Genomic DNA, 15095 nt, shown 5'->3' with positions numbered 1-15095 from the left:
TCAGCGGAGCGCTCCGGTCACAGCGTCAAAAACAGTTTTTCATCCAGCGGCGGGCCGATCCGCGCCCTGACGATCTGTTCCACCACGCGGTTATTGCCCGCCTCGGCCACCAGGTCTTTCTGGGTCTTGGTGCGCTGCGACGGGATCTTCAGGTGCGCCGCCGTGTAGAGATTGCGCGGCGAACCTTTGGCCGGGTAGTGGAAATGGGCATACCACAAGACGTCGACCTTGCCTTTTTCACGCACGGCGTACTCGGTGAAGACATCGCCGCTTTTGGTCGCGATGTCTCGCTGGACCAGGTTGATGTCGACGAACCCGTGTTTCCACAGGTAGTCGATGTTTTCCGGTTTGGGGGGTAGGACCTTGTAGCCATCGGCGCAATGTTGGCGGGCCTTGGCAAGCAGTTCGTCCGCCGCCGTGCGCCACTGTTTGACCCATTGTTCGGTTTCGGGATTGCCGCCGTGACGGGTTTCGGCCAGCAAGGCGGTCGCCTGAAGCCGCTCGGCCTGGGCTTGCAGCATGTCATTCCAGTCCAGCGGGTTGATGCCCTCCCGGCGTTGCGGGTCGTTGAGTTTGCGTTTCTGGAACGCGATCGTGCGTTCAATGCCGGCGCTTTCTTCGAGCAGTTTCCTGGCGTCGGACTTGAGCGTTGACAGCGACTTGGGCGATGACGCGGGCCGTGCGGGTTGCGCGGGAACGATCTTTACCCACTCGCCCTCGCTCGCGTGTTCGCTGTAACTGGCGACCGACCGGCCGGATTGCGGGTCCAGCACATCGATGATCGCGCCGGAGCCTGCCGCCTGGGGGCGCGCGGTGCCGATCAGGGTTTCCTTGTCGCGGGTCTTGAACGTGCGCTGGCCCGCCGGTTTTTGCCGTTGATCGATACGCACGACGGCGGCAGGCACCAGCGCTTGTTCCTCGCGCATCACTTCGGCCAGGTCGGTTTGGGCATCGTTGATCACATCGCGCAGGCGTTCGGCAAACAGCTGCTGATACTCGGCTCGCTGAAGGCCGGGATTCGTGTCCTGTATCGCCAGGCTGTCGCTGAGCACGCGCTGGTAGGTGCCGACGACGGTTTCCAGCGTCGCCTTGCGTTCGCTCAAGCTGTAACCGGTGTACTGCCGCAGGTCCAGGTGAGCGTTGTAGACGGGGATCAGGTTGGTTGAACTCAAGCGCTGCAGGTAAAACGACTCCACTGGGTCGCTCGTTCGCGCATAGCGATCGAGGCTCAGTTCTTTGAGGTTGGTCAGGCTGGTCAGCTTCATGCGCAGGGCCGTAATCGCAGGTGGCTGTCGCTCTTGCTGCTTGAGGAAGTGCGCGGCCTTGGTTTTGCCGAACGACGAATCGTCCGTCCATTTTTCCAGCACGGCGGCGGAGGCCAGGGCGGCTTCCCGCACGCTTTCCAAGTCGCGGTAAACCCTGGCGAAGTTGTCCATCAGTTCGATATACGTGCTTTTGGAGCCGGTCCTTGCCTCGCTCACCACCTCCGCCATCGAGCGTCCGCTGGGGACGTGTTGATTGCTGTCTTCGGCCAGCGTGGTGTAGAACTGTTCGATTTCACGGTAGTTGTCGAGCACCGTCTCATAGAGATTGGAGCGCGCCTGTTTTTCTTCGGAAAGATCATCCACTGCGCCGAGTTTTTTCGGCACCAGATGGTCAATGGCGGTCTGAGCCGCCGCACTGTGTACCTCAGTGCGTTGCTTGAGTTGCACGAGTTGCTGGTCGATGGTCTGCCTGAGGTTCTTCGTGAGTTCCAACTGCGCCAGGTAAGGCGCGATAAAGCGCTGTTGATGCTCCCCGGTGGTAGACAGCCCCCACAGCGTGCGCAGTTTTTTACGGCCGTTGTAGTAGTCGGTAATGCTCGCAATCACTTGATTACGCGAGTCTGCCCTCGGTCCATCCAATACAAGTGCGGCCTCGACGGCCTGACTGAACGCTTCCCCTCGCGCCTGTTGTGCCTGCCTGTTTTGTTTGACCCGCTCGGCGACGCCGCTCTTGCGCGGCATGCCACCGCGCAGCCGGGGGCGACTGTCGAAACTCCAGCGCCCCTGTGCGTCACGCCTGATCGGCGGGCCGGTACGCGCGCGGTTGTTCGCGTCGATGATGAACACGCCGTCGAGGTCGTTGGCCACCCGGAACCACTGCTTGTCGATGTTGGCGTACAGCCCGCCCTGGCTCAGGTACAAGCCCTGTTTTGGCCCCTCGGCAATCGCCGCACCGACATCGACCGGCGCGGCTACCCGGAATGACTCGATCTGCGCGAGCTGGCCGGAGCTCAGGCGGCGCGGGCTGGAGAACGCAAAATCCAGCATGCTCGCATGACCGCCGATGGCGCCGGCAGAAGGCTCCACACTGCCTTGGCGGATGCTCGCGCGATGGGCGCCCGGCGCCTGGCCCGGGGCGCGGCGCAGCGGGCCATCGTTTGGCGCGATGGCTTTGAGAGCGTCGAGCGTCAGCGGCGGCTGCGCAGTGTCGGCGGGCGCGGAATGGGTCAAGACCATGCCCATATTGAGCAACAGGTCCACCACGCTGGCCGTGCTGTCGCCCTGGGCGGCGGGGTTGGACAGTGTGCGGATATCGTCCTCGCTGCCGGCCAACTGCAACAACCACCCCGCCATCGCCCCAGGCCCACGCAACACGGGTAACAGGGTGTTGAACAACAACCCGCCCAGTTCCTTGAAGGAAGCCCAGCGGCTCTGCGCGTCCGATACCGATTGCCCCTGGGCCAGGTTCACCAGGCTGTGGGTGTTGCTCTGGTACAGGTGCTGCATCAGGCGCCCTTGCTCCAGGTCCTGGCGTAATGTGCTGGCGGCGTCATAGCCGTCCACGGCGAGTGTCGTCGGTGCCGGTTGGGCGGGCGCGTCGAACTCGTTGAAGACGCTGTAGCGGGCAATGTTGGGAATCTTGAAGCCGCCGTTGCCGTACACCGCGCGCGTCCTGTCGTCGGGCAACCAGGCCAGCACGCTTTGCTGCAAGGGGCCGGGCTGTTGCACCGCCTCCAGCAGCGCTTGACGCGTGGCAAATTCCTGCAATACCGGGGACAACATCGGCCGGTAGAGAAGGTGCGGGCCGACAGCCGCATTCGCTGGCTCGATGACGAACATGTTCTGGACCACATCGGGTGTCGCGCCGGACTTGCGGATAAACGCCAGGGGCCGCATGACGATGTCTTGCCCGTCGACCTGTTTCGCTCCAGCGCCGGGCGTCAGCAGCGCCTCCACATACCGGTAACCGTGCGCGGTGATGCCCGCTTCGCCCTTGAGCTTGAGCTCCAGCGCCTGCATCGCCAGTTGGCGCGGGACTTGTTGGGCGAACAAGGCGCTGCGCCGACGTGACTCATCGCTGTCACCCAGCAGGTGGGTTTGCAGCAACGCAGGATAGTGTTTGCCGATGTCCACCTGGCTGACGATGTCTTTCAAGCGCTGCGGCATTGCCGGGTCGCTGATCGGTTGACCGAAGTGGCGCACTTCGATTTCGCCCTTGGGCAGCCCGGCCAGATTGCGCAAGGCCATGTCGGTCAGGCTCATCGTGACGCGCTCGATGTAGCCGCTGCCCAACGTGCCAACCGGTACTTTGAAGGTGACGTCGAGGTGGTCCGCGAGCAGCCCGGTGTTCTGCAACTGCGCTTGCAGCTGTTGCTGGGTATAGGTACGAATATCGGGGATGTCCGAAAAAAAGTTACGCCCCTGGTTGCGTTGGACATCGCTGGCCAGTTCGAGGGCGTGGCGATGGTAGGCAAGGCGATCGGCCGGGTCGGCGTTGCGCATCCACTGCGGCAGTTTTTCCTGCAGCCGTGCCAGTTCCGCGGAATCTGCGGCATAGACGCCGACAAACCACGGGCTCGGATCGCTGAGCACGCTGAAGCGCTGCTCCAGAGCCTGGAGGCTGCCGACTGGCGGGAGTTCGATGCTGTCTATCGCCTGCAACTGGTTGTTCAGAATGATGCCCGCTTGTGCATCGAAGATATTCGCGTCCGGCTCCTGGCGTTTCCAGGTCAAGTGGTCGAAGACGAAGTCGTTTTCCAGCGTCTCGCCCCAGGCCTTGCCGAAGGCTTCCAGCGAGTCGTAAGGGGTGATCTGGCCGTTGGCCGCAGCATGCAGAACCTGGGTGCTGGCGCCGATCTGACGGGTGATCAAAAGATCCGGGCTGAGCTGGGTGGAGGCACCGCCACCGTAGCGGACGCTGGTGTCGAGCACGAAGACCCGGGCGGCGTCGTCGCCGTTGGCACTCACGCGTTGCGCACGCTCGGGCCAGGTGACCACCTGGTCAAGGGTGGCGCGTTGTGCATCGGTAAGGCCGGGCTGTTTCAGCGCCGCACTGCGCAGGTTGTCGCTGAGCATGCCGCTGAGCCACAACCAGCGGTTGTCCGCCCCGCCAGCATTTTGTCCCCAGTAACGGGTCAAGGCTCGCGCAAACGCGTCTTTGAGGCTGGGCCGAAGGCTGCGGATCGCCAGTTCGATGGCCGACATGTCGATGTCTTCGCGCCGGTTGCCTGAAGCGTCGGGGACTCTGAGGGTGGTGCCGGTTCCTTGTTTGACCAGTTTCTGCGGCCATGAATACTTGTCGGTGAAATCGATATCGGCCCCGCTGGCCAGGTGGTTGAGCGCGACATCCAGCAGCGGGGTCAAGCGGTATTGAACCGGGTTTTCCGCGATCGGTTCTGCCACCGAGGTCCGCGCCACGTCGAATTCCAGCGCGGGATACAGGCTGTTGATCGCCTCGCCGAGCATGTCCCTGACAACCGAGCGCACGTCGGGCCGCGTCGCGAACTGGCTGCTGACGGCGTGGGCGGCGAGGTGGCTGACGCGGGGCCGGGGTTGCACCTCGGCGATGGCGCCGGCACGGCTCAGGGAGGTGGACGCGGGTGCAGGGGGCGAAGGGGTTGGATTGGCCGGTGGTACAGCGGGGTACAGACGAGAGATGAAGGGCATTGCAGCGGCGCTAGCGGTCATGGGGCACATCCTTGGCGGGGCAATACGGTGTCGTCCCAACGACGCATGGAGCGCTCTTCGGGACGAATGTCGCGGCAAAAATACCCACTCATCCCTACGGTGAAACAAGAAATGCGTAATTGACTATGTCCACACACGCGGGGCCCGCCGGGGCTCCGGGCCAGCGCCGTTTCGCAATGTATGGCGGGATATGAACCTCGTGCGCCGGCCGGCAGGTCGACAGCCCGCACAACATGAGACAAACTCACCCTATTCGAATTGCTCATCAATATTGCTCATGGAGACCACGGTGCTGGAAATCCGCCACCTGAAAACCCTGCACGCCTTGCGCGAGGCCGACAGCCTGGTCGAAGCCGCCGAACGCCTGCACTTGACCCAATCCGCCCTGTCCCACCAGTTCAAAGAACTAGAGGAGCGATTGGGCATGCCGTTGTTCGTGCGCAAGACCAAACCGGTGCGTTTCACCAGCGCCGGCCTGCGCCTGCTGCAACTGGCAGACGCCACCCTGCCCCTGCTGCGCGGCGCCGAGCGTGACATTGCGCGCCTGGCCGGTGGCACCGCCGGGCGCCTGCACATGGCTATCGAATGCCACAGCTGCTTCCAGTGGCTGATGCCGACCATCGACCAGTTCCGCGATGCCTGGCCCGAGGTCGAGCTGGACCTGGCGTCCGGTTTCGCCTTCGCCCCGCTGCCGGCCCTGGCCCGTGGCGACCTGGACCTGGTGGTCACTTCCGACCCGCTGGAGCTGCCGGGCATCACGTATGTGCCGCTGTTCACCTACGAAGCCATGCTGGCCGTGGCCAACCAGCACCCCCTGGCGAACAAGTCGTACATCGTGCCGCAAGACCTGCTCAGCGAAACCCTGATCACCTACCCGGTGGAACGCGACCGCCTGGATATTTTCACCCGTTTCCTCGAACCCGCCGATGTCGAACCGGCCCAGGTACGCACCTCGGAGCTGACGGTGATGATGATGCAACTGGTCGCCAGCGGTCGTGGCGTTTGCGGCATGCCGCATTGGGCGCTGCATGAATACAGCTCGCGCGGTTACGTCAAGGCCAAGCGCCTGGGTGAGAAAGGCCTGTTTGCGACGCTGTATGCGGGGATTCGTGCAGACATGCTGGACGCGCCGTACATGCGCGACTTCCTGCTGACGGCCAAGGACACGTCGTTTTCCACACTGGATGGGGTCAGCGCCGTGCGTTGAGGGGCACGGCTCAGTCCTTGGAACCCGCCAATCAGGCGGTGGTGGTCAGCGATTTGCGATAAAACGGCAGGATCAGCTCACGCGTCAAGGGCGCCAGGTGCAGGCCGCCGTCTCCGGCCGGGTCGATCCAGCGCACTTCTTCGATTTCGGCGGCCGGGGTCACCGGCACGTCGATCCGTACCTGGAACAGTTCGGCTTGCACCGTAAAACCTGGCTCGTTGGCGGCCGGGGCCGAGAAACGGCCGAGGTAGACCGCCTGGCTCGGCTCGATGCGCAAGTTCAGCTCTTCGTGCAGCTCACGGGCCAGCGCTTCGACCGGTTGTTCGCCGGCATCGATCTTGCCGCCCGGTTGCATGAATGCCTGGGTGCCGCGCTTGCGCACCAGCAACGTCTGGCCGTCGCCGCCGATCAGGAGCGCGGCGGCGATACGGATAGTGGTTGGCATGGACAAAATCACCTTGAATGCAAAGACACAATGATCCCATGAATCGCCTCAGCTCAAAAGATGGGGCTCTTCCGGTTCGCGGATAAACACGCTGTACTTGGCGCCCTCCATGGCTTCAAACGCGATCAGCTTGTCCACCAGCGGCAAGTTGAGCACTTTGCCGGCATTGAGCAGCAACATGCCGTTATCGGCGTTGAGGTTGCGGGCCAGGATCATGCCGTCGGCCAGTTCGCGGGTGCTCAGCACTTTGACACTCGGGTCGCCCAGGGTCACGTCGTTGAGGAACGCGGCGCAGGCCAGGACGAAGTCTTCGACCATGTCCGGATCATAGAGCCGCCCCGCGTACTTGCGGATGTACAGCAGTGCTTCATCGCTGTTCATCTGCCGTTCCAGGATCAGGCCCTTCTGCAGTTCGATGAAGTCCACCGCCAGTTTGAGCAAGCGCGCGCCTACGGGAATCGTTTCACCCTTGAGGTGATCGGGAAACCCGGTGCCGTCCCACCGCTCCTGGTGATGGCGGATCAGCCGTGCGGCGTCCTTCATCGGCTCGAGCGTCATCAGCAACGACTCGCTCTGCGCCGGGTATGCGCGATAGCGTTCGCGGTCGTTGCTGTGCAGCAGTTCCGACGGGACGGCCATCATGCCGTCGCTCCAGCTCAATTTGCCGATGTTGTAGAGCGCGGCGGCCATGGTCAGGTCACGGGCGCTGGCTTCGTCCAGCACCTGGGCTTTGCAGTACACGCGGATCAGCTCGATCAACTGGCGGTTGGTCTGCTTCTGCTTGGGCAGGCGCAGGTTGGCCAGCAGCGAAAACACTTCGGTGCCGGTCACATAGCTGCGCTTGAGCTCGTCGTAGGCCAGGTCGAGCATGTCGGCGGTTTGCTGCAGCTCGCTGGTGCGCGCTTCGACGCGCTTTTCCAGGGTGGCGTTGAGGGCCTTCAACTGCTCGTTCTGATCGCGGGTCAACTGCTCAAGACGCACGCGCTCGCGTTCGGAATGCTGGTGTTCGAGGGACTGGCGCAACGTCAGGAGCATTTCCTCGTCGTTCCAGGGCTTGCTGATATAGCGGTGGATCTGACCTTCGTTGATCGCCTTGATCATCATGGTCATGTCGGCATAGCCAGTCAGCAGGATGCGCGTGGTGGCCGGGTACAGGCGGTGGGTCTCGGCCAGCAGCATCGCCCCGTCCATCGCGGGCATGCGCGCGTCGGTCATGAGCAGGTCGACGGGCTCGGCAGCCATGATTTCCAGGGCCTGGGCACCACTGCTGGCCAGCAGCACATCATAAGGCTGGCCCCGCAGCAGACGGCGCAGGCTGTTGAGGATCGATTCTTCATCGTCGACCAGCAAAATAGTAGGTCTGTAAGGGGACGTCGTAGCAGTTTGTTCATCCATGGCGACACCTCCTGGCGATGGTACTCGGTTGCTTCATTGCGCCCCGGCGTGATCGATCACTGTACTTGCATAAGCAATGAGCGCTAGATGCAGGCTGGGGTAACTGAGGGTGATTTGACGCCAACTGGCGTACTTATTCAAGGGACCCGACTATGCTAGTAGCATGAAGCCATGACTGTTCCCCGTTTATTGAAGCATTCAAGGTAAGGAAGCCCGATGCGTAAGAATCTTCAGTTGCCTGCGTCCCGGTGTCAGCCATGAATCCGTGCTCAGGAAGGGCCAATCGACGGGTGCTGATCGTCGATGACGCGGCCTCCATCCACGAGGATTTCCGCAAGATCCTGTGCGCCGATACCACAGGCGGCCAGTCCCTGGACAGCATCGAAGAAACCCTGTTCGGCACCGCCCCCACCGTGCGCCAGACTTTTGTGCTGGACTCCGCCTATCAGGGCCAGGAAGCCCTCGCCCTGGTCAACCAGGCCCTGGCCGACAACGCGCCCTACGCCCTGGTGTTCATCGATATGCGTATGCCGCCGGGCTGGGACGGCCTGGAAACCATCGAACAACTGTGGAACGTCGACCCGAACCTGCAGATCGCCCTGTGTACGGCCTACTCGGACTATTCCTTCGAAGCCATCGAAGCGCGCATCCAATACAGCGACCAGTTGCTGATCCTGAAAAAGCCGTTCGACAACCTGGAAATCCGCCAGATGGCCAGCGCGCTGACCTGGAAATGGCAGTTGGCCCAGGATGCCGCGCTCAAACTGATGGGGTTGGAGCGCACGGTCGAAGAACGCGTGCAGGAACTGCTGAAGGTCTCACACCTGCTGCAATACGACGCCCTGACCGAACTGCCCAACAGCACCCTGCTGGGCGACCGGCTGACGCAGGCCATTGCCGTCTGCAGGCGCCATGACACCCAGTTGGCCGTGATGTTTATCGGCCTGGACCGCTTCAAGCGCATCAACAATGCCCTGGGCTATCCGGTCGGCGATGAAATGCTCAAGCAGGTCAGCCAAAGCCTGGTGGCCACGGTGCGCGCGTCGGATTCGGTGTTTCGCTACGGCTCCGACCAGTTCGTGCTGATCCTCAACGACATCAAGCATCCCCAGCAAACCCAGTACATTGCCGAAAAACTGCTCGGCGCCATCAGCACGACACACTATGTGGCCGGGCATGACTTGAGTGTCACCGCAAGCCTGGGCATCAGCATCTACCCCAACGACAGTTTCAGCGCGGTGGAGCTGATCAAGAACGCCGAAACCGCCATGCACACCAGCAAAGCCCATGGCCCCAACGACTTCAGTTTCTTCGTCAACGAGATGAACCTGCGCGCCCAGGCCCAGCAGAGCCTGGAAAGCGCGATCCGGCAGGGCTTGCAGCGCGATGAGTTCATTTTGCACTACCAACCGAAACTGGATTTGAGCAGCGGGCGGATCGTCGGCGCCGAAGCCCTGATTCGCTGGCACCAGCCCGACCACGGCTGGATCTACCCGTCAGCCTTCATTCCCGTGGCCGAAGACAGCGGCCTGATCGTGCCCTTGAGCCAATGGGTGTTGCGCCAAGCCTGCGAGCAAGCACAAGCCTGGCGCGCCGCCGGCCTGCCTGCACTGTGTATCTCGGTGAATATCTCGGCGATTGATTTTCGCCAGCGCAATTTTGTCGCCAACCTGGCGGCCATTCTGCAACGCACCGGCCTGACGCCCAGTTTGCTTGAACTGGAGATCACCGAGAGCGTACTGATGCAAAACGTCGAGGACACGCTCGTCACCCTGCAAGACATCAAAGCCTTGGGCGTGCGGCTGTCGATCGACGATTTCGGCACCGGCTATTCCAGCCTCAGTTACTTGCGCCGGTTTCCCATCGATGTGTTGAAGATCGATCAATCCTTCGTGCGCGGCCTGGGCGAAAACAGCCAGGATGCACAACTGATCAGTGCCATCATCAGCCTGGGCAAGAGCCTGGACTTGAACATCATTGCCGAAGGCGTCGAAACCCTTGAGCAATTGGAGTTCCTCAGAGCCCACCGTTGTGAGGAGGGCCAGGGTTTCCTGTTCAGCAAAGCCGTGGCGGCCGCTGAATTCGCCCAATTGATGCAAGCCGGGCAACGCAGCCTGATGCCCCCCCAGTGACTGTCTATCCAAGGAACGAACGCTTGATCCGTCCCCTCACCCGCTCTCCTCGCCCGTCACCCTGGGCACTCGGCCTTGCCGTCGCCCTCGGGGTTGCCGCCGCCCTGCCCGCGGCGGCCGCGCCACTGGATGAGCCGCTCAAACCACTGCCGCCGGTGCCGCTGCTGGATGTGGCAACAGTTGAGCTGGGTCGCCAGTTGTTCAACGAGAAACGCCTGTCGGTCAATGACAGCCTGTCCTGTGCCAGTTGCCACCAACTGGCAACGGGCGGGGGCGACGATAAGCCGTTTTCCTTGGGCTTTGATGGCAAGCCGGTCAAACTCAACACACCCACGGTGTTCAACGCCAGCCTGAATTTCAAGCAGTTCTGGGACGGTCGGGTGGATACCCTAGAGGCCCAGATCGAACAAGTGGTCATCAGCCCGGTGGAAATGGGCAGCGACTGGAAAACCGTGGTCGACAACCTCACCGCCATGCCGCAGTACCAGGCCGCCTTCAGTCAGGTGTACCCCGACGGCGTGACGGCGGCCAACGTGCAAAATGCCCTGGCGACGTATGAACGCACATTGCTCACGCCCAACTCCCGCTTCGACCAGTACTTGCTGGGCAATACCGAGATCCTCACGATCGAAGAAAAATACGGCTACCAACGCTTCAAGGAATATGGCTGCATCGCCTGCCATCAAGGCATGAATATCGGCGGCAACATGTTCCAGAAGTTCGGCGTGATGGATGATTATTTCAAGGGCCGCCCGCCCGCCGAGACCGACCTGGGCCGCTATCTGGTGACCCACGACGAAGAAGACCGTAACGTGTTCAAGGTGCCCAGCCTGCGCAACGTCGCCGTCACCGCGCCGTATTTTCACAACGCCTCGGCCAAGACCCTCGAAGAAGCCGTGGATGTGATGTTCACATTCCAACTGGGGCGCGTGCCCTCGGCGGAAGACAAGGACCAGATCATCAAGTTTCTCAAGACCCTGACCGGCCAATGGGCGGGCAAACCTTTATGAGCAGACGGTCATGAGACTCTCCCGCCACTACGTCATCCAACTACTACTGGGCACCGCGACCCTGCTGCTGGCATCGATACTGGTGTTCCTGTACATCAAATCAAGTACTGACCAGACCAGCCATTACACCGAATCCCGCGACCTGATCCGCCAGATGCAGCAGCTCAACGCGCAGTGGGACAGTGAGGTGCTCAAGGCCAGAATCGCCCTGACCCACAATTACGACCCCCTGGTGACGCCGCTGACGCAGATCACAAGAATCTGGGAGGAACTGCGCCAGCACGAGTCGTATCACGCGCCCAACGACCTGCCCGGCTGGCAAGCCAGCCTGGATGCCGGTCAGGCGGCGATCCAGGACAAAGCGCGACTGGTCGACCAGTTCAAGTCCCATAACGCCGTGCTGCGCAACTCCCTGGCGTTCCTGCCGACCGCTGAAAACGATATCCAGGCCGCGTTCACACGGCTCGACGACGAACAGCGGCTGCCACTGCAAAGTGTGGCCACCGACACCTATGACCTGTTGCTCAGCAGCATGGAGTTCGCCCAGGTCGCCAGTGCCGACCGCGCGGCCGAGATTCTGTTGGGCCTGAACCTGCTGGCGGTGAACAAAGAACGCTTGCCGGCCGACTTCCACCTGCCGGTGGAGATTCTCAGCAACCACGTCGCGCTGATCCTGCGCGAACAGCCGCTGGTCAACACCTTGTTGGAACGCATCGCCGCGGTTCCCGTGGCCGAACGCCTGGACGAACTGACCACCCACCTCAACCAGGATCAGCAGGCCGCCGACCTGATCGACCAGAAGTATCACAACTACTTGCTGGTGTTCTCCACCCTGCTGGTGGCATTGCTGCTGTACCTGGCCATCAGGCTGTTGCGCAGTTTCACCGTGATCAACCGCGTCAACCGCGCCCTGCACACCGCCAATGCCAGCCTGGAACAGCGCGTGGAAAAACGCACGCGCCAGCTCAGGGATGCGCAAAGCGAACTGCTCGACAGCGCCCGCCAGGCCGGCATGGCGGAAATCGCAACCAATGTGCTGCACAACGTGGGCAACGTGCTCAACAGCGTGAACATCTCCGCCGACCTGGTCGCCCGTAAGCTGCGCACCAGCAAAGCACTGGGGTTGGGCAAGGCCATGCAGTTGATCAACGAACACCCCGATGACCTGGGCACTTACCTGCGCGAAGACGAAAAAGGCAAACTGCTGCCGGGCTATCTCAACCAATTGGTGGAGGCCATCGCCGTCGAGCAACAGGGCCTGACCGACGAGCTGGCGCAATTGAGCAAAAGCGTCGACCACATCAAGGACATCGTCTCCACCCAGCAATCCTACGCCGGCGTTTCCAGCGTGCTGGAGCCCTTGCAGGTCAGCGCCCTGATGGACGACGCGCTGCGCATGAATTCCGGCGCGCTGAATCGCCATCATGTGACGGTGGTCAAGGAATACGCCGACGTACCGCAGATCATGGCCGACAAACACCGGCTGCTGCTGATCATGGTCAACCTGATCAGCAACGCCAAGTACGCCATGTCCAACCTGACCGACCGGCCTCGGCAGATTACGTTGTCGATCCAGACGATAGAGGACAACATCCTGCAAATCAGCGTCAAAGACGAAGGTGAAGGCATCCCCGCCGAAAACATGACGCGGATCTTCACCCACGGCTTCACCACTCGCAAGGAAGGCCATGGCTTCGGTCTGCACAGCTGCGCCCTGGCGGCGATTGAAATGAATGGCCGGCTTACCGGCTATAGCGATGGTCCGGGCAAAGGCGCGCTGTTCACCTTGCAAATCCCCCTCAACGATGCTGCAGGCCCCGCATGAACCAACCACCGAACCGGCGCATTCTGCTGATCGACGACACGCCCTCGATTCACGAAGATTTTCGCAAGATCCTCAAGCCGCCCCTGGAACAGAACCAGGCCCTGGACGCGATGGAAGCCGCGCTGTTCGGCACCAGCGACAAACAGCCGCAAAGCCCGCTGTTCGAGCTGGACTCCGCCTACGGTGGGCAGGAAGGTTTACAACTGCTCGAGACGGCCATGGCGGCGCAACTGCCCTACGCCCTGGCCTTCGTCGACATGCGTATGCCCCAGGGCTGGGACGGCGCGCAAACCATCGAAGAACTGTGGAAGGTCGACCCGAACCTGCAGGTGGTGGTGTGTACGGCGTACTCGGATTATTCCTGGGAAGAGCTGCTGTTTCGCCTGCGTGCCCATGACCGGCTGCTGATCCTGAAAAAGCCGTTCGACAATATCGAAGTCCAGCAAATGGCCAACACCCTGACCGCCAAATGGGACATGGCCCGCCGCGCATCCTTGCAAACCAGCCAGCTGGAGCTGTTGGTGGAACAGCGTACCCAAGCGCTGACCCAGACCAGCCAGGCCCTGCAACTGGAGATCGACGAACGCAAACAGCTCGAAAGCCAGTTGGTGCAATCGGAAAAACTGGCGTCCCTGGGGCAACTCGCCGCGGGCGTGGCGCACGAGATCAACAACCCGGTAGGGTTCATTTCCTCCAACCTCGGCACCCTCGAAGGCTATTTCAAACAGCTGCAGCAGATGCTCGATGCCTACCGCCAGGCCGAAGCCGCGATCGGCGACGATCAGCTCCAAGCCCTGCGCCAACGCCTGGACCTGGACTTTCTCAGGGAAGATATTCCGACGCTGATTCACGAATCCAAGGAGGGCATTGGCCGTGTGGCGCAGATCGTCAAGGACTTGAAAGACTTTTCCCGAGTGGACACCGACCAGACCTGGCAGTGGGCCAACCTGCAACAAGGCATCGATTCGACCCTGAACATCGTCGCCAGCGAGCTCAAGTACAAAGCCGACGTCATCAAGCACTATGCGCCCTTGCCGGAAATCGAATGCCTGGCCTCGCAGCTCAACCAAGTGGTGATGAACCTGGTGATCAACGCAGCGCAAGCCATCGGGCCGGAGCGCGGCACCATAACCATCAGCGACGGCGTGGACGGCGAGAACATCTGGCTGGAAATCGCGGACAACGGCTGCGGGATTGCCCCGGACGCCCAGCTGAAAATCTTCGATCCGTTCTTCACCACCAAGCCGGTGGGCGAAGGCACCGGGTTGGGGCTGTCACTCTCCTACGGCATCGTCAAGAAACACCATGGCGAAATCTCCGTCAGCAGCGAACTGGGCAAAGGCACCACGTTCCGGGTGGTGCTGCCCATTCGCCAAACAGCGGTGTAGGCCCGTTCGAAAAAGCATCACGCAACGGTTGGATCAACACCCGAACTTTCCATCGAGTTCGAATAGGACCCGATACGAGCTCATGCGCAATGCACAACTCTCTCGACTTCTTTGTAAATCTGGGCGCCTTTGGCAATTTCTGCAGTGCGCAGATCATAGGCGGCCTGCAGGTTCAGCCAGAACTGTGCAGATGTCTCCAACGCGACTGCCAGGCGTAATGCAACGTCCGCACTGATGCTCCGACGCATCAATACAATGTCATTCACCGTAGGGGCGGAAACATGCAGCGCCCTTGCGAGAGCGGCTGCGGTCAGGCCCAGCGGTTCCAGGTACTCTTCCTTGAGTATTTCCCCAGGATGTACAGGTCGCATGCCATTCTTAAACATCATTCACCTCAGTGGTAATCCACAATTTCAACATTTTCAGGGCCGTGAGGCCCCCAAATGAAACAGACCCGGAATTGACCATTGATTCGGATACTGTGTTGCCCCTCTCTGTCACCGTATAACGGTTCCAGCCTATTCCCGGGCGGTGAGCGCAAATCAGCGAGTTCAACCGCCGCATCCAGCATGCTCAGCTGTCGTTCCACCACGGAAACGACAGCGGAGCAACGTCGGGTTCGACCGGTTTCAAACAGTTTTGGGGTTTCGGCGCATTTAAAGCTTCTGATCATCGCTTAATGCTTAACGTTATTCGTTAATGACCAGTTCTACATGGGTTGTCGATATATTCAACCGACAG

General features: G+C 61.3%; 10 protein-coding genes. 5 read left to right on the top strand and 5 right to left on the bottom strand.

Annotation, left to right across the window (positions count from 1 at the left end; genetic code table 11):
* Positions 1–17: 17 nt before the first annotated feature.
* Complete coding sequence (locus MOQ67_RS06970; RefSeq protein ID WP_448675900.1) at positions 18–4952, bottom strand: dermonecrotic toxin domain-containing protein; 4935 nt, start codon at positions 4950–4952, stop codon at positions 18–20.
* Positions 4953–5241: 289 nt separating this feature from the next.
* Here MOQ67_RS06970 and metR point away from each other — a divergent pair, with 289 nt between their 5' ends.
* Entirely contained in the window at positions 5242–6159 is a 918-nt protein-coding gene (metR, locus tag MOQ67_RS06965) for a transcriptional regulator MetR (protein ID WP_017844590.1), read from the top strand.
* Between the two features lie 31 nt (positions 6160–6190).
* Here the strand turns inward: metR and MOQ67_RS06960 are convergent, their stop codons facing one another.
* Entirely contained in the window at positions 6191–6604 is a 414-nt protein-coding gene (locus MOQ67_RS06960; RefSeq protein WP_017844589.1) for an NUDIX hydrolase, read from the bottom strand.
* 48 nt (positions 6605–6652) lie between these two features.
* A complete protein-coding gene (locus MOQ67_RS06955; RefSeq protein ID WP_026139751.1) occupies positions 6653–7999 on the bottom strand; it encodes an HD domain-containing phosphohydrolase in 1347 nt (448 codons plus the stop codon).
* Between the two features lie 257 nt (positions 8000–8256).
* Between MOQ67_RS06955 and MOQ67_RS06950 the strand changes: the two genes are divergently transcribed.
* Genes MOQ67_RS06950 through MOQ67_RS06935 form a run of 4 tightly spaced genes read left to right on the top strand, consistent with a single transcriptional unit; the run spans position 8257 to position 14354 of the window.
* Positions 8257–10131 carry a putative bifunctional diguanylate cyclase/phosphodiesterase gene (locus MOQ67_RS06950; protein ID WP_026139750.1) on the top strand — a complete coding sequence of 625 codons (1875 nt, stop codon included), beginning with the start codon at positions 8257–8259 and terminating at the stop codon, positions 10129–10131.
* A gap of 23 nt (positions 10132–10154) precedes the next feature.
* Entirely contained in the window at positions 10155–11141 is a 987-nt protein-coding gene (locus MOQ67_RS06945) for a cytochrome-c peroxidase (RefSeq protein WP_198865127.1), read from the top strand.
* A 10-nt stretch (positions 11142–11151) separates the two neighbouring features.
* Positions 11152–12966, top strand: a complete 1815-nt coding sequence (locus MOQ67_RS06940) for a DAHL domain-containing protein (protein WP_017844585.1) — start codon at positions 11152–11154, stop codon at positions 12964–12966.
* On the top strand, positions 12963–14354 hold the full coding sequence (locus MOQ67_RS06935) for an ATP-binding protein (protein WP_017844584.1): 1392 nt from the start codon (positions 12963–12965) through the stop codon (positions 14352–14354). The genes MOQ67_RS06940 and MOQ67_RS06935 overlap by 4 nt, the downstream gene beginning before the upstream one ends.
* An 80-nt stretch (positions 14355–14434) precedes the next feature.
* Here MOQ67_RS06935 and MOQ67_RS06930 read toward each other — a convergent pair whose 3' ends face one another.
* Both MOQ67_RS06930 and MOQ67_RS06925 read right to left on the bottom strand, forming a co-directional pair.
* On the bottom strand, positions 14435–14740 hold the full coding sequence (locus MOQ67_RS06930; protein WP_448675948.1) for a HigA family addiction module antitoxin: 306 nt from the start codon (positions 14738–14740) through the stop codon (positions 14435–14437).
* An 8-nt stretch (positions 14741–14748) separates the two neighbouring features.
* Positions 14749–15027, bottom strand: a complete 279-nt coding sequence (locus tag MOQ67_RS06925) for a type II toxin-antitoxin system RelE/ParE family toxin (RefSeq protein WP_193039696.1) — start codon at positions 15025–15027, stop codon at positions 14749–14751.
* Positions 15028–15095: the final 68 nt, after the last annotated feature.

It is taken from the genome of Pseudomonas sp. LY-1 (assembly GCF_053502595.1).
This window is presented reverse-complemented; position numbering and strand designations above follow the sequence as displayed.

Bases quoted from the DNA above. Each gene is read 5' to 3' on its own strand.
- MOQ67_RS06960 (WP_017844589.1), bottom strand. From the start codon at position 6,604: ATGCCAACCACTATCCGTATCGCCGCCGCGCTCCTGATCGGCGGCGAC.
- MOQ67_RS06970 (WP_448675900.1), bottom strand. From the start codon at position 4,952: ATGACCGCTAGCGCCGCTGCAATGCCCTTCATCTCTCGTCTGTACCCC.
- MOQ67_RS06935 (WP_017844584.1), top strand. From the start codon at position 12,963: ATGAACCAACCACCGAACCGGCGCATTCTGCTGATCGACGACACGCCC.
- MOQ67_RS06950 (WP_026139750.1), top strand. From the start codon at position 8,257: ATGAATCCGTGCTCAGGAAGGGCCAATCGACGGGTGCTGATCGTCGAT.
- MOQ67_RS06955 (WP_026139751.1), bottom strand. From the start codon at position 7,999: ATGGATGAACAAACTGCTACGACGTCCCCTTACAGACCTACTATTTTG.
- MOQ67_RS06925 (WP_193039696.1), bottom strand. From the start codon at position 15,027: ATGATCAGAAGCTTTAAATGCGCCGAAACCCCAAAACTGTTTGAAACC.
- MOQ67_RS06930 (WP_448675948.1), bottom strand. From the start codon at position 14,740: ATGTTTAAGAATGGCATGCGACCTGTACATCCTGGGGAAATACTCAAG.
- MOQ67_RS06940 (WP_017844585.1), top strand. From the start codon at position 11,152: ATGAGACTCTCCCGCCACTACGTCATCCAACTACTACTGGGCACCGCG.